Source organism: Salinivibrio sp. PR919 (assembly GCF_001995355.1).
In the GTDB taxonomy this organism is placed as follows: domain Bacteria; phylum Pseudomonadota; class Gammaproteobacteria; order Enterobacterales; family Vibrionaceae; genus Salinivibrio; species Salinivibrio proteolyticus.
The window spans coordinates 1-26,937 of record NZ_MUFL01000047.1; the positions used below are offsets into that span (position 1 = coordinate 1).

At 51.1% G+C, this 26,937-nt stretch carries 22 protein-coding genes; 8 read left to right on the forward strand and 14 right to left on the reverse strand.

Annotation, left to right across the window (positions count from 1 at the left end; translation table 11 throughout):
- From lolE to lolC, 3 genes are all read right to left on the reverse strand, one after another.
- A partial coding sequence (gene lolE, locus BZG83_RS10155) for a lipoprotein-releasing ABC transporter permease subunit LolE (RefSeq protein ID WP_077480370.1) occupies positions 1 to 1,121 on the reverse strand: 1,121 nt, incomplete at its 3' end.
- A complete protein-coding gene (gene lolD / locus BZG83_RS10160) occupies positions 1,118 to 1,819 on the reverse strand; it encodes a lipoprotein-releasing ABC transporter ATP-binding protein LolD (protein ID WP_069587298.1) in 702 nt (233 codons plus the stop codon). The genes lolE and lolD, both read right to left, overlap by 4 nt.
- Positions 1,812 to 2,999 (reverse strand): lipoprotein-releasing ABC transporter permease subunit LolC, encoded by a 1,188-nt coding sequence (gene lolC, locus BZG83_RS10165; protein ID WP_077480371.1) that lies wholly within the window; start codon positions 2,997 to 2,999, stop codon positions 1,812 to 1,814. The genes lolD and lolC overlap by 8 nt, the downstream gene beginning before the upstream one ends.
- A gap of 202 nt (positions 3,000 to 3,201) precedes the next feature.
- Between lolC and BZG83_RS10170 the strand changes: the two genes are divergently transcribed.
- The 3 genes from BZG83_RS10170 to BZG83_RS10180 are packed head-to-tail and all read left to right on the forward strand — an operon-like array spanning position 3,202 to position 8,175.
- Complete coding sequence (locus tag BZG83_RS10170) at positions 3,202 to 3,795, forward strand: PilZ domain-containing protein (RefSeq protein ID WP_077480372.1); 594 nt, start codon at positions 3,202 to 3,204, stop codon at positions 3,793 to 3,795.
- Between the two features lie 4 nt (positions 3,796 to 3,799).
- The gene (gene mfd / locus BZG83_RS10175; protein ID WP_077480373.1) at positions 3,800 to 7,264 is read left to right on the forward strand and encodes a transcription-repair coupling factor; all 3,465 of its coding nucleotides are present in this window, start codon (positions 3,800 to 3,802) and stop codon (positions 7,262 to 7,264) included.
- Positions 7,265 to 7,305: 41 nt separating this feature from the next.
- Positions 7,306 to 8,175: a peptidoglycan binding protein CsiV gene (locus tag BZG83_RS10180; RefSeq protein WP_241828287.1), complete on the forward strand. Its 870-nt coding sequence runs from the start codon at positions 7,306 to 7,308 to the stop codon at positions 8,173 to 8,175.
- 112 nt (positions 8,176 to 8,287) lie between these two features.
- On the opposite strand, the gene BZG83_RS10185 is transcribed toward BZG83_RS10180, so the two are convergent.
- The 10 genes from BZG83_RS10185 to hinT form a co-directional block, all read right to left on the reverse strand.
- Positions 8,288 to 9,682: a DEAD/DEAH box helicase gene (locus BZG83_RS10185; RefSeq protein ID WP_077480374.1), complete on the reverse strand. Its 1,395-nt coding sequence runs from the start codon at positions 9,680 to 9,682 to the stop codon at positions 8,288 to 8,290.
- A gap of 240 nt (positions 9,683 to 9,922) precedes the next feature.
- A complete protein-coding gene (locus BZG83_RS10190) occupies positions 9,923 to 10,882 on the reverse strand; it encodes a cytochrome-c peroxidase (RefSeq protein WP_443216370.1) in 960 nt (319 codons plus the stop codon).
- A gap of 206 nt (positions 10,883 to 11,088) precedes the next feature.
- Positions 11,089 to 12,378: an NAD(P)/FAD-dependent oxidoreductase gene (locus BZG83_RS10195; RefSeq protein ID WP_077480376.1), complete on the reverse strand. Its 1,290-nt coding sequence runs from the start codon at positions 12,376 to 12,378 to the stop codon at positions 11,089 to 11,091.
- 324 nt (positions 12,379 to 12,702) lie between these two features.
- Entirely contained in the window at positions 12,703 to 14,037 is a 1,335-nt protein-coding gene (gene hutW / locus BZG83_RS10200; protein WP_443216371.1) for a heme anaerobic degradation radical SAM methyltransferase ChuW/HutW, read from the reverse strand.
- 177 nt (positions 14,038 to 14,214) lie between these two features.
- Positions 14,215 to 14,769 (reverse strand): alpha/beta hydrolase YcfP, encoded by a 555-nt coding sequence (ycfP, locus tag BZG83_RS10205; RefSeq protein WP_077480378.1) that lies wholly within the window; start codon positions 14,767 to 14,769, stop codon positions 14,215 to 14,217.
- A 181-nt stretch (positions 14,770 to 14,950) separates the two neighbouring features.
- Positions 14,951 to 15,796 carry a DUF6279 family lipoprotein gene (locus tag BZG83_RS10210; protein WP_077480379.1) on the reverse strand — a complete coding sequence of 282 codons (846 nt, stop codon included), beginning with the start codon at positions 15,794 to 15,796 and terminating at the stop codon, positions 14,951 to 14,953.
- Positions 15,797 to 15,807: 11 nt separating this feature from the next.
- Positions 15,808 to 16,674 (reverse strand): phosphotransferase, encoded by an 867-nt coding sequence (locus tag BZG83_RS10215; protein ID WP_158074952.1) that lies wholly within the window; start codon positions 16,672 to 16,674, stop codon positions 15,808 to 15,810.
- Positions 16,661 to 17,239, reverse strand: a complete 579-nt coding sequence (locus BZG83_RS10220; protein ID WP_077480381.1) for a hypothetical protein — start codon at positions 17,237 to 17,239, stop codon at positions 16,661 to 16,663. The genes BZG83_RS10215 and BZG83_RS10220 overlap by 14 nt, the downstream gene beginning before the upstream one ends.
- Before the next feature lie 69 nt (positions 17,240 to 17,308).
- Positions 17,309 to 17,707: a YcfL family protein gene (locus BZG83_RS10225; RefSeq protein ID WP_077480382.1), complete on the reverse strand. Its 399-nt coding sequence runs from the start codon at positions 17,705 to 17,707 to the stop codon at positions 17,309 to 17,311.
- Between the two features lie 26 nt (positions 17,708 to 17,733).
- Complete coding sequence (gene hinT, locus BZG83_RS10230; RefSeq protein ID WP_069587271.1) at positions 17,734 to 18,084, reverse strand: purine nucleoside phosphoramidase; 351 nt, start codon at positions 18,082 to 18,084, stop codon at positions 17,734 to 17,736.
- 204 nt (positions 18,085 to 18,288) lie between these two features.
- On the opposite strand from hinT, the gene BZG83_RS10235 reads away from it, so the two are divergent.
- On the forward strand, positions 18,289 to 19,644 hold the full coding sequence (locus BZG83_RS10235; RefSeq protein WP_077480383.1) for a dihydroorotase: 1,356 nt from the start codon (positions 18,289 to 18,291) through the stop codon (positions 19,642 to 19,644).
- A gap of 620 nt (positions 19,645 to 20,264) precedes the next feature.
- Positions 20,265 to 21,896, forward strand: a complete 1,632-nt coding sequence (locus BZG83_RS10240; RefSeq protein ID WP_077480384.1) for an ABC transporter ATP-binding protein — start codon at positions 20,265 to 20,267, stop codon at positions 21,894 to 21,896.
- 72 nt (positions 21,897 to 21,968) lie between these two features.
- On the opposite strand, the gene BZG83_RS10245 is transcribed toward BZG83_RS10240, so the two are convergent.
- Positions 21,969 to 23,486: a fumarate hydratase gene (locus BZG83_RS10245; protein ID WP_077480388.1), complete on the reverse strand. Its 1,518-nt coding sequence runs from the start codon at positions 23,484 to 23,486 to the stop codon at positions 21,969 to 21,971.
- Positions 23,487 to 23,724: 238 nt separating this feature from the next.
- On the opposite strand from BZG83_RS10245, the gene pabB reads away from it, so the two are divergent.
- The 3 genes from pabB to BZG83_RS10260 form a co-directional block, all read left to right on the forward strand.
- A complete protein-coding gene (pabB, locus tag BZG83_RS10250; protein ID WP_077480385.1) occupies positions 23,725 to 25,107 on the forward strand; it encodes an aminodeoxychorismate synthase component 1 in 1,383 nt (460 codons plus the stop codon).
- Between the two features lie 25 nt (positions 25,108 to 25,132).
- Positions 25,133 to 26,032 carry an NUDIX hydrolase gene (locus BZG83_RS10255; RefSeq protein ID WP_077480386.1) on the forward strand — a complete coding sequence of 300 codons (900 nt, stop codon included), beginning with the start codon at positions 25,133 to 25,135 and terminating at the stop codon, positions 26,030 to 26,032.
- A 249-nt stretch (positions 26,033 to 26,281) separates the two neighbouring features.
- On the forward strand, positions 26,282 to 26,937 hold a 656-nt coding region (locus BZG83_RS10260; RefSeq protein ID WP_274532437.1), incomplete at its 3' end, for an aromatic amino acid transport family protein.

The window sequence follows — 26,937 nt, forward strand, 5'->3', positions numbered from 1 at the left end:
CGTAACTCACTGGGTAGGAAGTTAATAAAATACACATCACCAGAGAGAAAACGGTGACCCACAACCTGCTCTACCCATTGGATTAATTGGGTTAAATTGCTTGCCAGCAATACTCCCAGCACACTGCCAATCAGGCTCCCCAACGCACCGGCGAATAGTCCATACCAAACAAAAATCCGTCGGATCAAGGTATCGCCTGCTCCCATCGTACGCAAAATCGCAATATCAGCCGCACGGTCTTTCACCGACATCATCAGCGTTGATACCACGTTAAAGCAGGCCACACCAATCACCAAAACCATGACCAGATACATAATCGAACGCACCAAATGGATATCGCGATACAAATAGCCAAATTCACTGGTCCAGTCTTTCATGTACACATAGGCGGAAAGGGTTTGACCGACCTCTCGGACGATACGTCGTGCCTCCAACACCGGCTGAACTTTGAGTGAGACCCCAGTAACCGCATCATCTAGCGCCATCAACTGCTGCGCATCAGATAGACGCATCAAGGCTAACGCATGATCAATCTGTCCGCCCAGCCGTAACAATCCACCCACTTGCATTCTCACTCGCTGAGGTGAACGCAACTTTAAGCTCGCATCCGCCGCGGGGATCATCACGGTTAACCAATCGCCTACCTTCACGCCTAAGCTATCGGCGACACCTTGCCCGAGCACGATATTTGATTGCCCCGCTGGCAAACTGTCCCAACCGCCATCAATAAACGCACCAATGCGACTCACTGCCGATTCGTCGCTCGGTGAAACGGCGCGGATCTGGGCAGGTTTAAGTGCACTGCCATGTTCCATCAACACGGTCATTTCCACGTACGGCGCCGCAGCCACCACTTGAGGATGCTGCAAGGCTTGGCGCTTTACTTGCTGCCAGTCTTCGAGCGGACCATTAACACCAAACACTTGCGCATGCGGCACCACAGAGAGCACACGCTGATTAAGCTCGCGCTCAAAGCCATTCATGGCCGATAGACCGACAATAATGACCATCACACCGATGGCAATGCCAATCACCGATGACAACGAGATAAATGAGACCAGCCGATTACGCTGGCGGGCACGACTAAAGCGGCGTCCAATGGCTAACGACAGTGGTTTCATTGCCCCTCCTCAGTGGCACTCACAGCAAGCAGTTGGCCATCTTGCATTCGCACTTGGCGGTCAAGTTTAGCTGCCAGCTCACTGTCATGCGTCACCACGAGAAACGCCGTCCCATGTCGTGCATTCAACGAACGCATCAAATCATAGATCTCCAAGGCTGTCGCATGGTCAAGGTTCCCCGTCGGTTCGTCTGCGAGAACCAGCTTAGGATCGTTGACTAACGCACGTGCGATCGCGACACGCTGACGCTCGCCCCCCGACAACTCAGCAGGACGATGGGATAAACGATGGCCCACGCCGACCGCATTCAACATCTCCGTTGCTCTTGCTGTGGCCGTCTTGCGTGCAACTTTATTGATCAGCAGTGGCATCATCACATTTTCGAGTGCCGTAAAGTCAGCCAGTAGGTGATGAAACTGATAAACAAATCCAAGCGCTTGGTTTCTTAGCTGCGCTTGTTGGTTCGCAGACATTTGGCTAATTGCTTTGCCCTCAAAATACACCTCACCCTCGCTCGGTGTATCAAGCGTCCCCAAGGTGTGCAACAAGGTACTTTTGCCTGAACCAGACGAGCCGACAATCGCCACAAGCTCTCCCGATGCAATGCTCAGAGACACCTGATTCAATACATGAATCGCCTGACCACCCTCTTGATAGGTTTTACTGATTTGGTGACAGGACAACAAAGACTCATTCATAACGCAGTGCCTCAGCAGGTTGAACAGATGCCGCTTTAAAAGCAGGGAAAAGGGTCGCTAACGTGCTCAGCAAAATAGCCAACACCATAACCATAACGACGTGAGTTGGATTGACGACCACGGGAAGCGCAAGGCCATTGCCTAGCAAACTCACCCCAAACAGGGCCATGATTTCATTGATATAGAGGGACGCAAGCACCCCCAATACGCCCCCGACCAATGCACCCAATAACCCACTGAGTGAGCCTTGAGCCATAAAGACAGCAACAATATCGCGATTTTGCATGCCTAAGGTCTTCAAAATGGCAACCTCGGCTTGTTTCTCCATCACCACCATAATTAAGGCAGCAATAATGTTGAATGCAGCGACAATAATGATAAGGCTGAGCATTAAGCTCATCATGTTCTTTTCCATCTTCACCGCTTGAAAAAGCTCTCCACGCCAGACGCGCCAATCTTGCCACGCTGCACTCTCTGCCATCGGTTTGAGATCGGTAATCGCAAAGGGATCGTCAAGGAAAAGGCGTAAATCTTTCGCTTGCTGCGGCGGAATACGCATTAAACGCGCGACATCATGGATGTTAGCCAGCATCAATTGATTATCGACATCAGTCCCAGTGTGAAAAATGCCCGCCACGGTGAATAAACGCTGCGCAGGGATCCGCCCAATCGGGGTAAACTGGCTCGCACTGGTGACCATCACGCGCACCTGATCGCCAACACGTAAACGTAAATTGCTCGCCATCGCCCGGCCAATGATGATTTGATAACGACCCTCGGCTAACGCTTGAATATCCCCTTGTAACAGATGGTCTGCCAACGGCTCATAAGCGGTTGGATCAATTCCTTCTAACAATCCTGCACTCAGCCCTGTTCGGCTTTGTAACACCGCCTCTGTGGTTTGAATGGGAGCGGTCGCCACCACATGTGGCCATTGTTCAACGCGGTTTTTTACCGCTGCCGTTTGTCCGTCCGCGATGACCGCATGCGGCAGTACGCCTAAAATGCGGCCTTTTAACTGGGCTTCAAAGCCATTCATCACTGATGACACGGTGATCAAAGCGAGCACACCTATGGCAATTCCTGCAGTAGACATAGACGACACAAATCGCCCAAAACGATCGGCCGATCGGCCGCGCAAATACCGCAAGCCAATAAACACCGATAAGGGTTGATACATAGTGCACCTAGCTTATTGTTTTGATTCGCTGCAAAGCATACCTGCCTGAGCGAATGTCGCCAAGTTTACACACCGATTTGACTGAATATTGACGGATACTGCCCAGAAGCGCACGTTGACGCCCGATAAGGCGGTCTTGAAACTTTACCTAACGCGACGGGTGCGTGATAATCATGAAATGACTGCAAGATAAGGCACAGTGATGAGCCAAGACGAGTACTTTTCTGTAAGAGCCGCAATACGCATTAATGTTGAGCCGCTTCAAGATAGCCAAGCCCAACCCGATGCGGATGCATTTATGGCGGAAATCCCCGCGCCCTTTCGGGTAGCAAGCCAATGTGGCCAAGTCGATAACGAGGTTGAAAAAGAGTTACAATCTCTTGAGCCGGACGATGCCTCAGCACTGTACCGTATCTTGCAAGCGCAAAACGAAAAGCTCACCTTAATGATGGGCTATATGCTCAGTCAAGAAGACGATCCCGCTCAGCGCTTCACCACCCATGCATTCGGCGCAAGCAGCTTTGCCTATCTAAGCCCCACACCACTAAAACAGAGCGACCATGTGCGTGTGAAGCTGTTTCTTGATTTTCCGCCCACAGCGATTTATTGCTATGGCGTGGTCACCCACTGTGAAAAAAAAGCGCCTGACGATGACCATCCACCTCAGTATTTGATCCAAATCCAATATACACGCTTATTGGAAGACGACCGAGACACTCTGATCCGCGCCGCCTTACATCATCAGCAAAAGCTTTTGCGAAAGCGCGCACTCAACCGAAACAAATCAAGCAGTTAAATTCATGACTCAACAACCGCTATACACGTTTACCCTTCCCCGTGGTGCGGGTGACGTCAAACACCTAGGCAACTTAACGGGTGCGGCGTTACCGATTGCCGTCGCCAACATTCGTCAGCAACATCAGGGACCCATTTTTTTGTTGGTGCCCGATAACCAAACTGCAGTTCGCTTGCAGCCCGCGATCAGCCAATTTACCGAGGGGCAATGCGATATTTTTCCCGACTGRGAAACCTTGCCTTATGACAGCTTCTCGCCCCATCAAGATATTATCTCTGCACGACTGGCGTGCCTGTACCAACTGCCGACCCAACGCGACGGCGTACTGATCGCGCCGGCGAGTACCGCCTTACAACGTGTGACGCCAAAGCAGTTTCTCCATCAGCATGCATTGATGGTGAAAAAAGGTGACATTCTGTCGCTCGAGAAGCTGCGCGACCAACTGACGGATGCTGGCTATCGCCATGTTGACCAAGTCATGGAGCACGGTGAATTTGCCAGCCGCGGTTCGATCCTTGATTTATTTCCGATGGGCAGTGATGAGCCTTATCGCATCGACTTTTTCGATGATGAAGTGGACACGATTCGTCAATTCGATCCAGAGAATCAGCGTTCGACGGGTGAGTTAGCGCAAATTCAATTGCTGCCTGCGCACGAATTTCCCACCGATGATGCCGCCGTTGAGTTTTTCCGTGGCCGCTTCCGCGAGCACTTTGAAGCCCGCCGAGAACCGGAATCTGTCTACCAACAAGTCAGCAAAAAAACATGGCCGGCAGGGATTGAATACTGGCTACCGCTGTTTTTCGACCAAACCGAAACCCTGTTCGACTACTTGCCCGATAACACCCTGATTTTAACCGTGGGTGATATCGAAGCGGCGATGACACACTTTCTCGATGACGTGGCACACCGCTACGACCAGCGCCGTGTGGACCCCTTACGTCCGCTATTACCGCCGCACGCTATTTGGCTTAATAAAGACCAGCTGTTTAGCCACTTGAAAGATTATCCGCAACTGCGCCTATCAAGTGACAACGTCACAGAAAAAGCAGGCCGTGAGAATGTCGATATCTCTCCACTGCCGACGTTAACGGTCAATCATCAAGCCAAAGAACCGCTAGCCGCACTGCGTCAATTCAGTGAACAATTTGGCGGTCACTTGGTATTCTCGGTCGAATCGGAAGGTCGCCGCGAGGCACTGCTTGATCTGTTGACCCAAGCCAAAATCCGCCCCATGGTCGCGTCGTCGCTCTCAGACGCGCTGGCGCAACCGGGCCGATTCAGTCTTATCATTGGGCCGGTTGACCAAGGCTTTATTGATAACACTCGTCAATTTGCCCTGATTTGTGAAAGCGACATGTTTGGCGAGCGTGCTGTACAGCAACGTCGTCGTGATAAGCGGAAGCAAAGCGTCAACAACGATGCCGTGATACGCAGTTTGGCCGAGCTCAAACCGGGACAACCCGTGGTTCATCTTGAGCATGGCATCGGTCGCTATCAAGGACTGCAAACACTTGAAGCCGGTGGACTCAAAACCGAGTACATGACCCTTGAATACCAGCAAGGCGCCAAGCTTTATGTGCCGGTCAGTGCGTTACACTTGATTAGCCGCTACTCCGGTGGCGCGGAAGATGCAGCGCCTATCCATAAACTCGGGGGCGAAGCATGGGAGAAAGCGCGTCGTCGCGCGGCAGAAAAAGTGCGCGATGTCGCTGCAGAGCTGTTGGATGTCTATGCCAAGCGTGAAACCAAGCCTGGCTTTGCCTTCAAACATGACAAAGAAGCCTATCAAGTATTTCGATCCAGCTTCCCGTTCGAAGAAACGCCGGACCAATCCCAAGCCATTAACGCGGTCCTCTCGGATATGTGCCGCCCCATTGCCATGGATCGCTTAGTGTGTGGTGATGTCGGTTTTGGTAAAACCGAAGTAGCCATGCGGGCTGCGTTTCTTGCCGTCAATAACAGCAAACAAGTCGCCGTGCTGGTGCCGACCACCTTGCTTGCCCAGCAACATTTCGAAAACTTCCGTGACCGCTTTGCCAACTTACCGGTCCGCGTCGAGGTACTTTCTCGCTTTAAATCAGCGAAAGAACAAAAAGCCATTTTGGCCGACTGTGCCGAGGGAAAAATCGATATTTTGATTGGCACCCATAAACTGCTGCAAGCGGATGTGAAGCTACGTGATCTGGGCTTGCTCATCGTGGATGAGGAACACCGTTTTGGTGTCCGCCAAAAAGAGAAAATCAAAGCGATGCGCGCCAACATTGATATTCTCACCCTCACGGCAACCCCGATCCCGCGTACGCTCAACATGGCCATGAGTGGCATGCGCGATCTCTCGATCATCGCCACGCCCCCATCCCGCCGCTTGGCGGTAAAAACCTTTGTCCGCGAGCGCGAAGACACCTTGGTCAAAGAAGCGTTGTTGCGCGAAATTATGCGCGGTGGTCAAGTGTATTTCTTGCACAATGACATCGAAACAATTGAAAAAACCGCGAATGAAATCAGTGAAATGATCCCTGAAGCGCGCGTAACCGTGGCCCATGGTCAAATGCGTGAGCGTGAACTCGAGCGGATCATGAGCGATTTTTATCATCAAAAGTACAACGTCTTGGTGTGTACCACCATCATTGAGACCGGTATCGATGTGCCGTCCGCGAACACCATCATTATTGACCGTGCCGACCACTTTGGTTTAGCTCAGCTCCACCAACTGCGTGGACGTGTCGGTCGCTCGCACCATCAGGCCTATGCCTACCTACTAACCCCACATCCCAAGCGGATGACCAAGGATGCTGCCAAGCGATTAGAAGCCATTGCCTCACTCGAAGATCTGGGCGCTGGTTTTACCCTTGCCACCCATGATTTAGAAATTCGCGGGGCCGGAGAGCTGTTGGGGGATGAGCAAAGCGGCCAAATTCAATCGATTGGCTTTACCCTCTACATGGACATGCTTGAGCAAGCCGTCGAGGCGCTAAAAGAAGGCAAAGAGCCGAGCTTGGATGCGCTGTTAAAAGAGCAAACCGACGTCGAGCTTCGACTCCCCGCTCTGCTGCCGGATGACTATATCCCTGACATCAACACCCGTTTGTCGATGTATAAACGCATCGCCAGCGCGAAATCGAATGATGATATTCAAGAGCTTCAAGTCGAGTTAATTGATCGCTTTGGGCTGCTCCMTGATGCCACCAAAAACTTGTTACATATCCAACAAATCAAGTTACGGGCGGCACACCTAGGAGTGAAGAAAATCGAAGCCAGTGACCGCGGAGGGGTGGTTGAATTTCATGAGGATGCGCAAATTGATCCCGGATTCTTAGTGGGACTGTTACAATCGCGTCCAGACAAATATAAATTTGATGGGCCAACCAAAATTAAGTTTGTCGAAAACCTCACTGACCGACGTGAGCGGATGAACTTTATTGATGAGCTGTTGACTCAATTTGCAAGTCACCAACTGGTCGCCTAATCGGCGATCAGACTGGCTTGCCAAAGAGAACGGAGTAACCTGTGAAAAACCATCAACGTCAACCACAAGGCTGGCTAACGCGCATTGCCAAGCAAAGCATTTGGGCATTACTGCTCATAGCCATCAGTCAGCCGGCTTTGGCTAAACGACTTTATGATGTCGAGCTGATTGTGTTTAAACGCAATCAAGACCCCGCGAGCGTCCAAGAAAGCTGGCCCGCTCAAGCCGATATCCAGTCGGTCAATCGAGCGGTTCCAGTCACTAATACAACTGCATTACAAAACGCAGGCCTGACCCCGCTACCGCGTAGCCAATGGCAATTAACGGACGCATACAACAAGCTGGCCAACCACGCAGGCTTCACCCCGATGGTGCACGTGGCTTGGCGTCAAGATGATAGCGGGCGCGCAGCACTTCCCCTACTGCGGGTTAGCGCGGGCCGAGATTATAGCGACCGGTTTAACGCAGATGGCACCCCGATCACGGCCCAACCTGCTGCACCAACAAGCGCAACCGCTTCTACAACCGAATCGCAGTGGGAAGAGCAATCATTGGATACTCTCCCTCCTCGCCAGCCGCTCTATGAGCTTGATGGGACACTACGCGTCTATGTACAGCATTACTTGTTTGTCGAGGCCGATATGGTGCTACGCGAGCCCAGCGAGCGACGGGCGCTGGTTGAAGAYATTATCGATATGCCGTTGCAAACCTCAGACGCACAACAAGGTGCGGCAACGAGTACCAACAATGTACAGGTAGCAGGCTTGGAAAAGGTGAAAAAGCAGTATCACATCCAACGTTTCTTGCAGCCCTATGCTTTCACGCACAAACGACGGATGCGCAGTGGCGAGACCCACTATTTGGATAACCCCATGATGGGCATGATTATTCAAGTAAGAAAGGCAAACTAACCCTGGCCACTAATGGGCTATTGATCTAATCGTTTGAAGGATACTGAAATTAGATCATAAAAAACCGGCAAATGGCCGGTTTTTTATTCTTGTTCAGTACACAGCGTCTCGGTTATGCGCTGTTTTTTACCGCAGCGGGTCGCGCTCGGCGTGGCTTGTTCGCGCCGTTGCTATCGCTGCGCGTGCGTGGTGGGCGATTGCCGGTACCACGTGACTTACCGTCGCCTGCGCTATCGGTATGACGTCGATTTTTACTCACCGGTTTGTGTCCGCGCGCGTTATCGCCAGAGCGCTGTCCATCTTGACGCGGTTTATTCTTTTTCGGTTTCTTTGGCTTTACCGGACGCGTATCCAATTTCGACTCTGGCAACGGATTCGTGACGGGAAAGTCCGCTAGAGTATGACGTGGCAATACCTGTTTAATAAGGCGTTCAATGGCGAACAAATCTTTCGCTTCGTCCGCACAAACCAAAGATACTGCATTGCCCACGGCACCTGCACGACCAGTACGACCAATGCGGTGAACATAGTCTTCTGCCACATGGGGTAAATCAAAATTTACCACTTGCGGTAAATGGGCAATATCGATCCCTCGTGCGGCAATATCCGTGGCAACCAATACCCGTACTTCACCGGTTTTAAACTTCTCTAACGCTTTCGTTCGCGCGCCTTGACTCTTATTGCCATGAATCGCCGCCGCGCTGACACCGTACTCTTCGAGATAACGCGACAAACGGTTAGCGCCATGTTTGGTTTTGCTAAACACTAACACCTGCTGCCAATTATTATCGGCAATCAGTGATAATAGCATCGGCGCTTTTTTCTTCTTATCCGCAGGATAAATGCATTGCTCTACCCCAGTAGCGGTTTGGTTCGCAGGATTGACTGAGATCTCTACCGGATTGTTGACTAGCTCTTTCGCCAGTTGGCGAATTTCGTCCGAGAACGTGGCGGAGAACAGCAAATTCTGGCGCTTAGCCGGCAGCAAGCCCAAGATCTTACGAATGTCACGAATAAAGCCCATATCGAGCATACGGTCGGCTTCGTCCAAGACCAGCACTTCAAGCTGAGAAAAGCGCACGGCATTTTGCTGGTACAGATCCAGCAAGCGTCCCGGTGTGGCCACCAGCACATCAGCGCCTTTGCGAAGTTTCATCATCTGCGGATTGATCTTCACACCACCAAATACCACGGTTGAGCTAAGCGACGTGTATTGGCTGTATTGCTCCACGTTTTTGTGCACTTGCGCAGCAAGCTCGCGCGTTGGCGTCAGGATCAAGGTACGTACATGGTTAGGGCGAGCACGTTTACCCGCCTGCAAACGCTCCAAAATCGGTAAGGTAAAGCCCGCGGTCTTACCGGTACCGGTTTGCGCGGCCGCCATGACATCGTGGCCTTCAATCACCGCAGGGATTGCTTTTTCCTGAATCGGTGAAGGTGTGGTGTAGCCTTGCTCTTGCACGGCTTTCAATAGTGGTGCAGATAGTCCTAAAGAGGAGAAACTCATTAATTGATCTCAATAAATAAAAAATGTCGTCACAGGCCGCATGGCCCATCACTTAGGGTCATGAATATCAATATCGTGGTATGAGAAAAACTCGGCGTCAGGAGGGTTGCTCTAGAAGTGATATCAATAATCTTGATTACGGCGCTATTGTGACGACTTTCACGTCAAGCGGCAACTACTATCTTTTAGGCAACACGCCAGCTAATGATCCTATTCAGGATAAAAAGCTGGCGAGGTTGACTAGTCTTCAAATGGCTGAGGTACTGGCGTATCGTCGTTCGACGGTGGCAGTATTGGCAAGTCGAAGCTTGGCTGATCGCCCGTCAGCGTATGTAAGAAAGCAACAATCTTCGCGTTTTCTTCATCTGTGAATTTACGACCCAATTGCAAACGACCCATGATATCTACTGCTTCAGTGAGTGTTTGTGCTTCTCCATCATGAAAATAGGGATAAGTTAATGTCACATTACGCAGAGTCGGTACTTTAAACATAAAGCGATCAGCGTCTTTCCCTGTCACTGCGATACGTCCCTCGACGGGGTTATCCGTCTGATACGGCTCGAGTAAGCCCATTTTCTGAAACGATGTGCCACCAAGCGCACTACCGTTATGACAAGCGACACATCCTGATTCAACAAATAGGCGATAACCAGCCAACTCATAATCACTGATCGCGTTATCATCGCCCATAAGCCATTGATCAAATGGCGAGTTCGGTGTCACTAATGTACGCTCAAACTCAGCAATGGCATCGGTGACATGATCAATCGTGATCTCAGTAACACCAAATACTTGATTAAACTCACGCACATACTGAGGGATCGATTGTAGAACATCAATCGCCAGAACATGGCTAGATGCCATCTCTCCGGGATTAGCAATCGGTCCTCCGGCCTGCTCTTTCAAATCAGCCGCTCGTCCATCCCAAAATTGCGCAATAGAAAGGCTTGAGTTTAATACCGTCGGTGAGTTGATTGGACCTTGTTGCCAATTATGCCCAATGGACGTTTTTAAGTTATCGCTGCCGCCCATACTGAGGTTGTGGCACGAGTTACAAGAAATGAATCCCGATTTGGATAGCCTAGGGTCAAAAAACAACTTTTTACCCAGTTCCGCTTTCCCGATATGAATTTCTTCTGGTGGGGTAATAGGTGTCACCGGTTCGTTACGAGGTAACGCCGAGGCGAATTGACTGGACATTAATCCAATCGCAATCGCGACCGTAGTAATAATTGAACGCATTGCTCCTCCTGATTGTTATTATTTAGTCACCACTAATATGAAAATAGTGACTGATCAGGACGCGCGCGAAAAAATTGTCTAATTTAATTGACACAAATCAAAAAGACCGAGGCAAGCCTCGGTCCTGGGGTTTATAGTCTGTTTTAGCAAAGCTTTACACGTGTTTAGTGCAGCTTCAAACTTGGGCGTAGCACGCGGTTGATCCGCCCTACCAGCATCATCAGGCCAGTTTTCACGTAACCGTGCAATGCAATTTGGTGCATCCGATACAAAGAGATGTATACCACACGAGCAATCCGCCCTTCGATCATCATCGAGCCTTTGGTCAGATTACCCATCAAGCTGCCTACCGTAGAGAAGCGGCTGAGCGAAACCAGTGAACCATGATCTTTAAACACATAAGGCTTGAGCTCACGACCATTTAGTTTAGCAACAATGTTGCTAAAGCAGCGGCTTGCCATCTGGTGCGCTGACTGTGCACGTGGCGGTACCATGCTGCCATCGGCTTGCGTACACGCTGCACAGTCACCAATCACAAAGATGTCGTCATCACGCGACGTCTGAAGTGTGTTTTTCACGACCAACTGATTAATGCGATTGGTTTCCAAACCAGCGATATCTTTCAAGAAATCCGGAGCCTTGATCCCAGCAGCCCACACCATAATATCGGCGTGAATACGCTCACCCTCTTTGGTTTCCAAGCCTTGGTCGTCTGCTTTAGTGACGAAGGTATTGGTTTTCACCGTGACACCCAGCTTCAGCAGCTCTTGGTGCGCAGCACTCGAGATACGAGTAGGCAGCGCTGGCAAAATGCGCTCACCGGCTTCCACCAAGGTCACGTTCAGTTTCGAGCTATCTAAATCACGGAAACCGTAGTTACGCAGCTCTTTGATGGCATTGTGCAGCTCTGCTGATAGCTCAACACCAGTCGCTCCTGCGCCCACAATCGCAATATCTACACTGCCTTGGCCGTGTTTAGCATGCAAACGCAAGAATTCGTTGTTCATTTCCGCACGGAAGCGGTGAGCCTGTTTAGGATTATCGAGGAAGATACAATGGTCACGAACGCCCGGCGTGTTGAAATCGTTGGAGGTCGAGCCAATCGCCATCACTAAGATGTCGTACTCGAGCTCACGCTCAGGCATCAGCAGTTCGTTATTTTCATCGTACATGGGCGCCAAGGTGATCACTTTCTGGTCGCGATCAATGTCCCACAAGGTCCCCATTTGGAAATCGAACCCATGATTTTTGGCATGAGCACGATAGCTCAAAGCATCAACGCCCTCATCCATTGAGCCGGTTGCCACTTCATGAAGCAATGGCTTCCATAGGTGGCTACTGTTTTTATCCACCAAGGTGATTTGTGCACGACGCTTGCGGCCTAACGTTCGGCCCAGTTTGGTTGCAAGCTCTAGCCCGCCTGCACCGCCACCGACAACGATAATTTTGGTCACTTCTACATCCTTACCTAATTAAAAACTTATACATCAGTCACTTATATAGTCACTGACAAAAATGGGATTGGGCCAGTAATCAAATTACAGTTTGTTTCTCGCACGCTACGTATTGTTCATTGTTCTTTATGGCCGGAGCGCTATGCGTATTCTGCCGGAAAACGTCGCCTACTTCGAGCATAGATTCGGATTCGGCCGCCTTTATATGATGAAATAAAACACCATAATCTGTTGCCAAGACAAGTGAAATTTCGCCCTTTTCTTACACTTTTCTTCGAAATGAAGGTAGCTGACGATAAGCAGTTGAATTTTAAATTCCGATGGTTAGAGTGACTGCAAGACATAAATGCAGGCTTGAGCAAGCGTTACGGACCAAAACTGACCAGCAAGAGTAAGTTGTAATTTATTTTCACATAATGTTACCAATCCATGTTGCTGCCAGACCGCGAATAGCGGCGAGAGATACTGAAACACGCTCATCCCTTGCCAAGGAGGTAACGTATCCGCGTGAAGCACACCCATATCTAATCCCGCTTTGATAGCATCATACACTCGACGATGCTCCACAGCGTCTACAACGCGCGCAATCGGCATGGTGTTGGTTTGCATTGCATCAAGATAGGATGCCAGCTCGCGATGCTGCATGATCCCGATACCGTCAATACTGCCACCGGCACCACACCCTAGCGGTAAAATATCGGCACCGTGCTTGGCGAGCCGGTTGTAACGACTTTGCTCACGTTGATCACGTGCCCAGTGATTAACACTGAGTCGTCGACAATCATGTTTGTCCATCAAACTAACGCCCTGCGCAAACAAGCTGGCTTTTTCTGCCGTCGTTGCCGGCGGGGGCATTGTCCCTTGCTCGACCATGCGCAGCATCGGCGTATTTGGCGCCACCACCAATTGGTAGAGATCAATGCCATTGGCGCCGGTTTGCAGATAGTCGGCCACATCTTGCCTAAAGATCTCAGCCGTTTGATAAGGCAAGCCATACAACAAATCCACCACAATCGTCGCTTCCTGACGGGCACTCAATGCGTGAATACGCTCACGCACAGTGTCACCATCATCTAAACGTTTTGCCGCGCGGCGGACTTGGGTATTAAAGCTCTGTACCCCAAACGAGAAGCGGTTAAATCCCCCATCAAGCGCATGCTCGAACGCATTATCATCAAAACCATTGATTCGCCCCTCAAGGGTGATTTCGCAGTCGGGCGTGAGCCAAAATTGGCGACGAATTTCCTGACCCAATTGCTGCAATTGCTCTGCTGACAACGCAGTGGGTGTTCCCCCTCCGACATACACCGCCTCAAAAGGCTGCGCTTGGGTCCATGGCATCGCTGCTTTCATACCAAGCTCTTTGAGTAAAGCCGCGAAGTAGCTGTCAATCAGTGTGCGGCTCGCCGCATGTTGAAAAAAGTGACAGTAAGTGCACCTCACTCGACAAAACGGCACATGGATATATAAACACCGCGGTCCAGATTGCGCTGGCAGTGATAATAGCTGTTGTGTAACAGCTGCCACTCCTTGTTCGAGCGGTAAAGGCATTTGATGGGTCGCCGCGTGGGCGTGTTTTTTCGGCGGGAAGGCAAAACGCAATGGGTCTGGGGTATGCGTGCCCAAAATCGTCTCATCGAACGGTGTAAGATCAACCAACATAACGGCTCCAAGTATTTATACGCCGAATACGGCTCTGTAATATAAATACAAGTGATACGCGATCTCATTTGTTGTTTTATTGATCTCACATCGCTCTGAGGCGCTGTTGATGTTTATTCGGTCAATTCGACGCGCCCCAGTGCACAAAGACCCGCTTTGCGACTGGGGAACCGATTAAGTATGGAGGGCGGGCTGCTTTTTAAAATCCGCAATGGCGTTGAGATGTGCCGATAGGTTTTTAAACTTGTGAGTTTGCGTTTCATCCCAACGGACAGGATAGAAAGGTGACAACACTTGATAACTGCGGCGACTGTCGAGGACTTCATCCTCTCGCGATAACACCACCAATGCTCGTTGTTGATTGCGTTGACGAAAGTCCGTAACACACTTGGTGGCAATATCCTCATACTCTTCCGGCCGATCAATTTTGCCGGTCATATTCTCGTGCGGATATAAGTTCGGATTAAACAGAACCTGCTTGATCCCACACAAAAAGCCTAACCTTTCTGACCAATACGCGCCTAAGCCAACGCCGCAGATCAGTGGATTGGGATCCTGACTCGCGTCTAGCTGCGTCTGTACTTGTTTGAGCAAATGCTGCATGTCGTGTTTTGGATGCATGGTGCTGTAATTGATGGTACGCACGTCGTCATCAACGAATTGGAGCTGCAACACTTTCTCATGGTTGCCTGGGCTGGTTGAATCAAAACCGTGGAGATATAAGATCATGGAAAGCCATCCTTGGTTATCGCAAAGCTGTGACCCCTATCAATAGCATAGCCACCCTGACAGAAAAATGAGCAAGATCACCCTAAAAATAATCAGGGTATTTGGCGTAACCATGAGGTAGGTGCTTTGATGCATACAGCAACGCCCACGCCCTACCCAATCCAAGGGAAGAGGAACAGGACTAGCGGCTCATCTCGTTCAGACGCGTTTGCCACTCAATGAGGTTATCGACCAGTTGAGAACGCTGATCCTCATCAAGGCTACGGTCAAGGCGCAACAACCAATCTAACCGGCGTGAACGGTAGATGGCCATTTCGGTTTCCGTCTCCGGTCCTGCTCGCCATGCCACCACATCGTCCACCCACTCTGACAACGCGGCCTCAGTGTCGATCGACTGTCGATTTTTGATAATCGCAAAAAGGCGGCTGACTAAGCGTTCTCGTACCTGACGGAACGTTGGCATCGCCGCTTGTTGATACTCTGCCATTTCGGCAAACAAGGGCTGTTGATGACGCGCAGCGCTGCCAATCCACTCTTCCGTATCTTCCTCGAGATCATCACGTTGATAGGCAAATTGCTCATCTTTAGAACGCTTTGCACGTCGTTCGGTTGCCTCTTGAATCTCGTCTTCCATCCACTGGGTGAGCGCCTGCGCTTGCTGGTCATCAAAGCTATCAAGTAAACGGGCCGTTGCGGGCACAAACGCCTGTAGCGTCGCGTGGATCCGCGCTTTTACCGCCTCTTGATGGTCACGCAATTGCGCCATGGTATGTCGCTCGGTACTGTGGGTGGCGATCAGTCCTAAGCGTTCAGCTATCGCGGGTAACTCATGGGTTCGATGCCATTGCTGAATCTTGTCAAGGTCTGCTTTCACTTGGCGAGATTGCTCGGGGCGCAAGTTAACAATGTCATCGATGTAGTAATGAATCCAAAACGGCAAGGTGTTATACGCAAGCTCGGTGGTGCATCCGGTCAGGACGAGTAATAAGCCCCCTATCAAGCCATAGCGAAAACGCCACCTAGCCATTGCAACTCTCCTTATGATTCATCCATTCCCGCCAGTTGGCGATATAACCGCTGTGCTTGCTCTTGGTAAGTGTTGAGCCCATACAATGATGCGCCCACTTCATACCAGCATAGCGCGAGATAATCAGCAAAGGGCAGCCATGCCTCTACAGCTTGGCGCACCGGTGCCGAGCCCTCGATGCATCGCAACGCACAATAATCGGACACGACTTGTGCCGGTGTATAGCCGTTTGCCCGACAAAAAAGTGCAATGTCCAAACACGCACTGCCTAATCGCGCATATTCCCAATCAAGCACACAGGGCTCGCCATTTGGCTGAATAACCACGTTGTAACTACCCAAATCCATATGACACACCACAGGGGCGAGCGGATCTGTGGGTAATTGCCATTGCCGCCTGTCACGCAGCTGTTTGAGTGTTTGCTGCTTTGCCGAGGTCAACTGCTGCTCATAATGCTGGCATTGGGTGCAAACATCTTGCGCATCCAAACGGCCTTCCATGGAATGAATACGTACCAACACGTCGATCAGGATCGCTCGGCTCTCAACGGAATGCGGATCAAGGGATTCACCTTCCACCCAAGGGACCAAAAGCCCTTCTGACAACTGACAAACAGGTGCGGAGGCAAGTCGATAGGTAGCGGCCAGCAATTGCGCAGCCGCCTCGCGCGACCGAGAAATCGCAAAAGCGTCACTCACCTGACTTCGGGGCCGCCACACAAAGCGTCCCCCTTGTGAGTCATCAATCCGCAAACAGCGGTTGGTCAGGCCCCCTTCGAGGGGGGTAACACGCTGAATCGAAACGGGCGCTGAATAGTGCTTACACAACGCCGCTTCCAGTAAGCTTTTTAACGCGGGGGAAAGATTAACGACTGACAAAACGCTGAGTGTCCTGCCATTCAATCACACCTGTGGTCAAATCCATCAGCTGCAGTGATAAGGTTTTCTCTTCTTGCCCCGTGACCTTACCACCAAGCTGATACTGTGCCCCCAGTAAGCGCCCGTATTGCATCACCGTGGTCGGATCAATGAGAACCTGTCCTTCACCCAAACCTAGCGACTGACGAACTACGTCGACTTGCGCCTGTGAGACCGTTCCTATCAGCCCTTGTGCAGCAAGGCCTTGCTCTAGCTGTTTTGACACACCCACAGTGTCAATATAACCGTCAGTCAGATTTTGTAGCGGTTGCACCAAAGTAACAGGGGCGCCTTGCAGGCTTTCACTGCCCATTAAGGACTGCACCGCGGCGCACATGGCTTGACTAAAACTGCCATGCACCGCCCCGTGCTGCACGGTGGTTTCTTTTGGCGCCGACGGCTGATAAATCGGCTGCGTGCGAGGTGCACAGCCTGCAACTGTGACAACAAATAGCCCCATCGATAATGCTTTTACCAATGCATTTGGCTTACGTAAAGCGGCCGTCAATGCGCAGCATGCGGACATAGAGATGACTCCGTAAATAAAAAATGAATAGACCAGAAAAGCGTGAAAAAGTGCCAACAAACAAGGGGATTATTCTGGTTGCATGACGGCTAAACGAAACTGCGAAACCTTGACATCAGGTATCGGCGCATGAATATCGCGCTGTGTATGGGGAGGAATGGTCACAGATTGCCAAGACGCCGCAGAGGTCGATAATTGGAGCCCTTGGCTATCGTACCAACTAAAGCGATACTGCATGGTTTGCGGGTGACTAGACGTATTTTCTAACCACACACATGCTTGATTTCCGTTTGGGGTGCGACGAACCATCGTCTCTTTAACCCATAGCGACGTCGCCAGCTCTGGATCGGCAAAAACCACGGTTTGGTGTGGCGCAATGCGCAGGTCAGTCGACTGACTCCCTGCGCAGCCCGCCAACACCAAGGCAAGTGCAATCATCAAAGTTTGGATTTGATTTTTACACATCATTCACACCTTCGTCGGCTTTACCGTGGTTAACTCACCACCATGGGGCCCAGCGCGCGTCCGCCTACTAGGTGCATGTGAATATGGTACACCTCTTGGCCACCGTGTTGGTTGCAATTCATGATCAAACGATAGCCGTCTTCAGCGATCCCTTCGTCAGCCGCCAGTTTTTTCGCCACCGTTACCATACGGCCTAGCGCTAACTCGTCTTCAATATTGACATCATTGGTGGTGGGGATCAGTTTGTTTGGTACCACCAAAATATGCACAGGCGCACGCGGGTTAATATCACGGAAAGCAGTGACTAAATCGTCCTGATACAAAACATCTGCGGGGATTTCTTTGCGAATAATTTTGCTGAAGATGGTTTCTTCCGCCATGGTGTGCTCCCTTTTATAAATATAAACCCTGCCAAGTATGCGGTACCCCTTTGCCAAGGGCAATATGTACAGCGCAGTTGCATGCGACAATTTGGTCAAACTTGTGTTAATTGATGTTTATATCACCTTGTAAAATCAAGGGCTGAATCAGGTAATCGTTTGCGCTACTATAGCGCCGACGCCTTTACATGTAAGGATGACAACATGACCACCCTGCTATTTAAAAACGCTTCTGTCGTCAACGAAGGACAAGTTGTTGAGACCGATGTGCTGGTCGAAAACGGCCGAATCTCTCAGATTGCCCGCGATATTAGTGCCCCTGCTGCGGCGGACTGCCGTGTGATTGATGCATCAGGCAAACATTTGTTGCCCGGTATGATTGACGACCAAGTGCATTTCCGTGAGCCGGGATTCCCCAAAAAGGGAACCATCGCGACCGAGTCCAAAGCGGCCGTCGCAGGCGGTATCACCACGTATATGGAGATGCCCAACGTTAACCCCCCTACCACCACACTCGACGCCTTAGAAGAAAAGTATCAACGTGCGTCTCAATCCAGCCACGCTAACTATGCCTTCTATTTGGGCGCGACCAACGACAACATTGATGAAATTCGTCGCCTCGATCCGAACAGTGCCTGTGGTGTTAAAGTCTTTATGGGAGCTTCCACCGGCAATATGCTGGTCAATGATCCTGACACCCTTGACGCTATCTTCGCCGATTGCCCAACCTTGATCGCAACCCATTGCGAAGATACTCCAATGATCACCGAACTCGAGAACATTTATCGCGAGAAATACGGTGAGGACGTGCCGATTGATGCCCACGCGCACATTCGCTCCAAAGAAGCGTGTCTTAAATCCTCCCAGCTGGCGGTCAACCTCGCTAAAAAACACGGTACACGCCTACATGTGCTGCACTTGACCACTGAAGATGAACTGTATCAGTTTGAGCCTGCGAAAACGCTCGAAGCGCTTCAGCAAAAGCAGATCACCGCGGAAGCCTGTGTGCATCACTTATTCTTTAACCGTGATGATTACGCGACCAAGGGCACCTTGATCAAATGTAACCCAGCCGTCAAAGAAGCCCACCACCAACAAGCACTGATCAAAGCGGTGAAAGACGGTGTAATCGACGTGATTGCCACCGACCACGCCCCTCACACCTTTGAAGAAAAACAAAACAGTTACTTTAAAGCGCCAGCAGGCTTACCACTTGTTCAACACGCGCTTCAAGTGGCACTTGAGTTTTATCATCGTGGTATTTTCGATTTGCCTTTGGTGGTGCAAAAAGTCTCACACGCGCCAGCGGTACGTTATCAGGTGAAAGAACGTGGCTTTATCCGTGAAGGATATTGGGCCGACTTGGTACTGGTTGATCTCAACCAGACGCAAACGGTCGATAAAGACAACCTCTTCTACCAATGCCAGTGGTCACCATTCGAAGGCCATACCTTTGGGTCAAGTATCGATATGACGATTGTGAACGGTCAAGTCGCATTCGAGCACGGTCAGCATAGTGACGAGCGCTACGCGACACGTTTAGAGTTCGATCGCAGCTAACCTAACAGGGCGTGCGAATTGCACGATTCGCACGCCTTTTATACGCTCGATGTCTGAGCCTCCCTGCCAAATGTTGCCCGCAAAATAAACACCCCAAACCTTGCTTATCCTCCTGATTATTGACTATCGCGAACGCTAAAAGCCGTGATTTTGTCTGCGAGGTCAAAGTCTGACATGGCAAATCTTGCAGTTAATAACAGTTTGCTTTTATATCCGAATCGTATATTGTGTGGGTGATATATGGATATTCACGCTGCTTGGTATCAACATCTGATTATGTTGAAAAGCCGTGTTCGCAAGGAGAGGTAACCTAAAGCGCATTTCGGTTATCGCGGCACTCGTATCCTACCTCTTCCACTGGCGCAAGCTGTTCATTTCCCTTAATGGGTAATGAGTCGCTCCAGCTGGCTGATATCCGCATCTAGGGGATATATTGTTGAGCTTGGCTCACAAATATCAACCTAACATGATTGACCCCGAGCAAGTGGGCATGCCACTCGCTCAGTCTCTAACAATCGAGCGCTAGCCCTGTATCGAGCATGCCCGTGTAATGCCTCGATACCTTGTACGACAATCTTGGGCTGGCGAGTGACGTCGAATAATCAACCAGTGAGGTGATGATGTCTTCATCTGCTTCTAAGCCACTGCTTAGTGTCAATAATCTAAGCGTGTCATTTACCACGAACGATGGCATCGTTGATGCTGTAAAAAACGTCAGCTTTGACATTATGCCCGGCGAAACACTCGCCATTGTCGGTGAGTCAGGCTCGGGGAAATCCGTATCCAGCAGTGCCGTAATGGGCTTGCTCCCCAACAACGCCATCGTCAAACCAGAGTCACAAATCTCGTTTAACGACACCGATGTGTTGCGCCTTTCCACCAAGCAGATGCAAGCGATGCGCGGCAACCGTGTTGCCATGATCTTCCAAGAGCCGATGACCTCACTGAACSCCTACATGCGTGTCGGTGAACAGCTGACCGAGGCGATTCAGTGCCACCACCGCACCACACCTGCGAAAGCCAAAGAGCGCATTATCGAGTTGCTGAAATTAGTGCAGCTGCCTAACCCAACTGGCGCACTTGAAAAGTATCCGCACGAATTCTCCGGCGGCCAGTTACAGCGGATCATGATCGCAATGGCGCTGGTCAACGAGCCCGATTTGCTGATCGCCGACGAACCGACCACCGCATTGGACGTAACCGTACAAGCCGAAGTATTGAACCTGATCGGCGATCTGCAAAAGAAAATGGGCATGGCGATCATGTTCATCTCACACGATTTAGGCGTGGTGAAACACTTGGCTGACCGTGTTGTGGTGATGTGTAAAGGTGAAGTGGTAGAGACTAACGAAACCCAAGCACTGTTTGCAGACCCGCAAGAAGACTACACCAAGATGCTGATTGATGCAGTGCCTCGCGGGCGCAAAGAAGCGCCCCAAGAGGACGCAGAAAATCTCTTGTCGGTGGATAACGTCACCATCAAATATTTCTTGGGCGCTGACTTCTTTGGCGGCAATAAGCGCTATTTTGAAGCGGTGAGCAACATCAGTTTGTCACTACGCCGCGGCGAAACCCTCGGTATCGTGGGTGAATCTGGCTCCGGTAAATCCACGCTCGGCCGTGCCATTATGCGTCTGCTCCCCGTCGCGGAAGGCAGTGTGCGTTTTAAAGGCCAAGACATTCACGACATTAAAAACAGCGAAAACAAAGCGCTGTGCCGTGATATGCAGATGGTGTTCCAAGACCCATTTGGGTCGCTATCGCCACGCATGACGGTGGGTGAAATTGTCGCCGAAGGCCTTCGTACTCACTTCCCTGAACTGAGTAAAAAAGAGCGCCTCGATCGCGTTAAAGATGCGCTTTATGAAGTACGCCTTGATAGCTCTGCAATTAACCGTTATCCGCATGAGTTTTCAGGCGGCCAGCGTCAACGTATCGCGATTGCGCGCGCCCTGATCCTCAACCCAGCATTCATCCTGCTTGATGAACCAACGTCAGCATTGGACCGCTCCGTCCAGTTGACCGTCATCGACTTGCTGAAAGATATTCAGAAACGCCACAACATCGGCTATCTGTTTATCAGCCACGATTTGAGTGTGGTTCGAGCCCTGTCTGATCGCGTGATGGTGATGCAAAAAGGGAAAGTAATGGAAGCAGGTACGCCAGAAGAAATCTTCCATAACCCGCAACACGAATACACACGTAACCTAATTGCCGCCTCATTCGATCTCGACGAAGAGGAAGTCGCCTAACGCATACGCGTGGTGATACGGTTAAAAAAATGCGCCAAAATTGGCGCATTTTTTATTGCTGCTTATGACAGACTAGCTGTCCATTTCCGCAATTTTCACTTTCCAAGTATCCGGACCAATTTGGTGCGCGTTCTGCCCTTGCGAGTCAACCGCGACGGTCACCGGCATGTCTTCGACTTCAAACTCATAAATCGCTTCCATACCCAGATCTTCAAACGCCACCACGCGCGCTTTCTTAATCGCCTTCGATACCAGATAGGCAGCACCGCCAACAGCCATTAAGTAAACGGCTTTGTGGTTTTTGATCGATTCTACCGCCGCTGGACCGCGCTCGGCTTTACCAATCATGCCCATCAAGCCGGTTTCGGCGAGCATCATATCGGTAAATTTATCCATACGTGTTGAGGTGGTTGGCCCAGCCGGACCGACAACTTCATCACGAACCGCATCCACAGGGCCGACGTAATAGATAAAGCGGCCGTTAAAATCGACCCCGTCGGGCAATCCTTCGCCATTGCGTAGCATTTCTTGAATACGTTTATGCGCCGCATCGCGCCCGGTCAGAATTTTGCCCGAGAGCAAGACAGTCTCACCGGTTTTCCAGCTCTGCACATCTTCTTTGGTGACCGTATCAAGATTTACACGGCGGACGTTGTCGCCCACTTCCCACGTCACTTGCGGCCACTCTTCCAATTTCGGTGGAGTCAGGTCCGCCGGTCCAGTCCCATCAAGCGTAAAGTGCACATGGCGAGTCGCGGCACAGTTGGGGATCAAACACACAGGTTTTGAAGCAGCATGCGTGGGAGCCGTTTTCACTTTTACGTCAACCACAGTCGTTAAACCGCCAAGCCCTTGTGCACCGATACCCAACTTGTTTASACGATTGAAAATATCGAGACGTAGCGCTTCTTCGGCATTGCTTGGACCACGGTCGATAAGCTCTTGAATATCAATGTGCTCCATCAGCGACTCTTTCGCCAACACGGCCGCTTTTTCCGCCGTGCCGCCGATACCAATGCCTAACATCCCCGGAGGACACCAGCCCGCGCCCATTGCAGGCAGAGTTTTTTCCACCCACTCGGCCACATCATCCGACGGATTGAGCATCACCATCTTGGTTTTGTTCTCTGACCCGCCCCCTTTGGCAGCAATTTGAATATCGACCGTATTGCCCGGCACCATATCAATGTGAACCACTGCTGGGCTGTTATCGCGGGTATTTTGGCGCTTACCGGCAGGATCAGCGACCACAGAGGCACGCAGTGGATTATCTGGGTTGGTGTATGCGCGTCGCACCCCTTCATCGACCATCTGCTGAACGGTCATATCATGGCGATCCCACTGCACCGCCATACCTACTTTGACAAAGCAGGTCACAATGCCGGTATCTTGGCAAATCGGACGTTGCCCTTCCGCCGACATGCGCGAGTTAATCAAAATTTGTGCAATGGCGTCTTTCGCCGCTTGGCTTTGCTCCTTGTGGTAGGCTTTTTCTAGGGCTTGAACAAAATCAAGGGGATGGTAGTAAGAGATATATTGCAGGGCATCTGCAACACTTTCGATCACGTCTTGCTGTTTAATTGTGGTCATCATTGCCTCTGGTGTCATTTGCAGGACCCAAAGCGGGTATCCAGTGTGGGGGAGCCTTCCCCTCGTTATTATCGTTACGTCTGTTGAGCACGCACACCCTGTGATTATAGAAACCGCGGGTTTACATGACCTCGGCGGGTTTATTCAGTGTGCGTCTGCCGGAAAAGGCCTTGCTATGATACGCTTAGCGCTATTCTCGCGCCATACAGCGCATCAATCGTGATCACAAAAAAGAAGAATGCAGCCACAAAACGCCACTATGCTGACCACTACACCGATTCCTTACGCAACAGACTTGGCCCTCACCCTGTTTAATAACATTGCCCACCAGCCTTGGGCGATGCTGTTGCACTCGGCAACCCGTACCCATCCAGACAGTCGTTTTGATATTGTGGTCGCCGATCCTCTTGCCACCGTGACGGCGCGAAACGGTCAGGTTACCACCCATTACACCGCCAGTGGCGACACCCAAACACACATCGACGATCCATTTACATGGGTAAGTTCGCTTCAAGCGCAGCTACTCCCTGATATCGACGCTATCGAGCCTTGGCCTTTTATTGGCGGGGCGCTGGGCTATTTCGGCTATGATTTAGGCCGATGTGTGGAAACCTTGCCAGTCATTGCCCGTAATGAGCTCGATGTGCCCGACATGGCCGTGGGGATTTATGATTGGGCGCTGATTGTGGACCATCAACAGCAAACGGCAGTGGTGATTGCACCGGATAGTGACACACGTTGGGCATGGCTTAGCCGCCAGCAGGCGCCGCAAACCACGCCATTCGAGCTCACCGAAACCTGGCAAGCAAACATGAGCGAAGCGGAGTACACCGCCAAGTTCGCCAAGGTCAAAGACTACCTGCATGCTGGCGATTGCTATCAAATCAACTTGGCCCAACGCTTTAGCGCACGCTATCAAGGCGACGAGTGGCAGGCCTACCGCAAACTCGCCACCAGTAATGGCGCGCCGTTTTCTGGATTTATCCGCTTAGCTGACAGCGCTGTACTCTCGGTCTCGCCGGAGCGCTTTTTATCCGTGCACGACAAACACATCGAAACCAAACCCATTAAAGGCACACGGCCACGCTTTAGTGACCCTGAACAGGATGCTGACAGCGCCCACGCGTTGAAATCAGCCAGCAAAGATCGGGCGGAAAACTTGATGATTGTTGACTTGTTACGTAACGATATCGGTCGTGTCGCCTCGCCAGGTAGCGTTTCTGTGCCTAAACTCTTTGATATAGAGAGTTTTCCTGCGGTACACCATTTGGTCAGCACGGTCACCGGCACCCTGCCCRAGGACAAAAGTGCGCTTGAACTGCTACGTGCGGCCTTCCCGGGTGGATCGATAACCGGCGCCCCCAAAGTGCGTGCCATGGAAATTATCGAAGAGCTTGAGCCGCATCGACGTCATGTGTATTGCGGAAGTTTCGCCTACCTCAGTCGTTGTGGCCGAATGGACTCTAGCATCACCATCCGCACCTTGGTGGGGCATCAAGGTCAACTCCATGTCTGGGCAGGCGGTGGGTTGGTTGCCGACAGTGAAGCCGACGCGGAATACCAAGAAACACTCGATAAGGTCAGTCGTATCCTGCCCGTTCTAGCACAGTCTGATGGATAAGCGGCAGGAATAAAGAGAGGTTGTTATGACAGATATTGCTCCCCCACGAATGTGGACATCACACCGCTTCGCGGCATCCATGCGTGCCTCAAGCCAAGGTGAGGGAGCGCCCACCGCAGAGCCACAATATGGGCTCGATCATAACCCACTCTTCATCGACCACCCTTTGCAGCACGTGGCGGCAACTCCTGCTTATTTCAGCGATCATACAATAAACAGCCGCCATCTTGCCGCCAGCCAAGAGAGCTTGTCGCCTACGGTTCCCCCACATTGGGAGCGAGGGGAGAAAAAAGCCCGTACACCACTGCAACCAAATGACATTCTCCAACGCTTTAGCCTCAGCCCACTGGCACGTCACGACAATCGTATTCTTAACCGCGTTCGACTCGCCCCCCGCATTCTACGCGGATTAGACTTTCAACCGGCAGCGGTACTGATCGGTTTAGTCGAGCGCCCCAACGGCATTCAGCTGATTTTGACCCGCCGCGCCGATCATTTAAAACATCATCCGGGCCAAGTGAGCTTTCCCGGCGGTAAGCGCGAAACGATCGATTGCGACAACATCGCGACTGCAACCCGCGAGATGTGGGAAGAAACCGGCATTCAGGTTGGCCGCGAACACATTATTGGCGAGCTTTGTCCTCTGCCCACCGTCACCGGTTACTACATTCATCCGGTGCTGGCTTGGGTGGATCCCCAGTACCAACTCATACTGGATGACAWCGAAGTAGCCGAATGTTTTGAGGTGCCTCTTGATACCCTGTGCCAACCCGGCCATATCCGCGAACAATCCTTCTATCTTTACGGACAATGGCATCCAGTTGCCGCGTTTTATCATCAAAACCGGTTAATATGGGGTGCAACAGCACAACTTTTGCGCGCGCTGGTCACGCAATTATCATTACATGTCTCTTGCTCAAGATAACCGCAAAAACCATGCAATAAGTACTGTTTTTAGTGCACATTGGTGCTTATTCAACCAACAAAAAACTTGACACTTTTGCCGATAATCTTGGCGGATCCCGTCATGTTAGGTGATTATCATCACACTTTGGTGCAATAGTTTCGCCTCTCTTTTTCATATAGCGATCCAGCTCTTGGTTTTCTGCGTGGAAATCGCCAGAATTCGCCATCCCTGATTTCTGTTCCCCTACACAATGTGAGTAGTATTGTTATGCAAACGACCTCGACCACAGGTACCAGTGCGACATCGCGCCTGCGCTGGACCAAACAAGATACGACTTGGGCGCTCTCTCTTTTTGGCACCGCGGTAGGCGCAGGTATCCTGTTCTTGCCGATTAACGCCGGTATGCACGGATTCTGGCCGCTCGTAGTGATGACGCTGCTTGTTGGCCCGATGACCTTTTTTGCCCACCGTGGCCTATCTCGCTTTGTCCTATCTTCAAAGAAGCCCGGCAGCGATATCACCGAAGTGGTTGAAGAACACTTTGGCGCGACCGCGGGTAAGATCATCACCCTGCTCTACTTTTTTGCCATTTATCCTATCGTGTTGATCTACGGCGTCGGTATCACCAACACCGTTGATTCTTTCTTAGTCAACCAGCTAGGTATGGCCTCACCGCCACGCGTGATCCTGTCACTGGTTCTGATCCTCGGTATGATGGCTATCATGCTGCTGGGTGAGAAAATCATGCTACGCGTGACCCAGTTCTTGGTTTACCCACTGGTCGGTATCTTGCTGTTTATGTCGCTGTACCTGATCCCAGAGTGGAACACGGCGGCGCTATCACAAGTCCCTTCCGTTGGTGACTTTACCATCACTCTTTGGATTTCTATCCCAGTGTTGGTCTTCGCGTTTAACCACAGCCC

Bases quoted from the DNA above. Each gene is read 5' to 3' on its own strand.
- lolD (WP_069587298.1), bottom strand. From the start codon at position 1,819: ATGAATGAGTCTTTGTTGTCCTGTCACCAAATCAGTAAAACCTATCAA.
- lolC (WP_077480371.1), bottom strand. From the start codon at position 2,999: ATGTATCAACCCTTATCGGTGTTTATTGGCTTGCGGTATTTGCGCGGC.
- BZG83_RS10170 (WP_077480372.1), top strand. From the start codon at position 3,202: ATGAGCCAAGACGAGTACTTTTCTGTAAGAGCCGCAATACGCATTAAT.
- BZG83_RS10185 (WP_077480374.1), bottom strand. From the start codon at position 9,682: ATGAGTTTCTCCTCTTTAGGACTATCTGCACCACTATTGAAAGCCGTG.
- BZG83_RS10190 (WP_443216370.1), bottom strand. From the start codon at position 10,882: ATGTCCAGTCAATTCGCCTCGGCGTTACCTCGTAACGAACCGGTGACA.
- ycfP (WP_077480378.1), bottom strand. From the start codon at position 14,769: ATGATCTTATATCTCCACGGTTTTGATTCAACCAGCCCAGGCAACCAT.
- BZG83_RS10210 (WP_077480379.1), bottom strand. From the start codon at position 15,796: ATGGCTAGGTGGCGTTTTCGCTATGGCTTGATAGGGGGCTTATTACTC.
- BZG83_RS10220 (WP_077480381.1), bottom strand. From the start codon at position 17,239: ATGTCCGCATGCTGCGCATTGACGGCCGCTTTACGTAAGCCAAATGCA.
- BZG83_RS10225 (WP_077480382.1), bottom strand. From the start codon at position 17,707: ATGATGTGTAAAAATCAAATCCAAACTTTGATGATTGCACTTGCCTTG.
- hinT (WP_069587271.1), bottom strand. From the start codon at position 18,084: ATGGCGGAAGAAACCATCTTCAGCAAAATTATTCGCAAAGAAATCCCC.
- BZG83_RS10235 (WP_077480383.1), top strand. From the start codon at position 18,289: ATGACCACCCTGCTATTTAAAAACGCTTCTGTCGTCAACGAAGGACAA.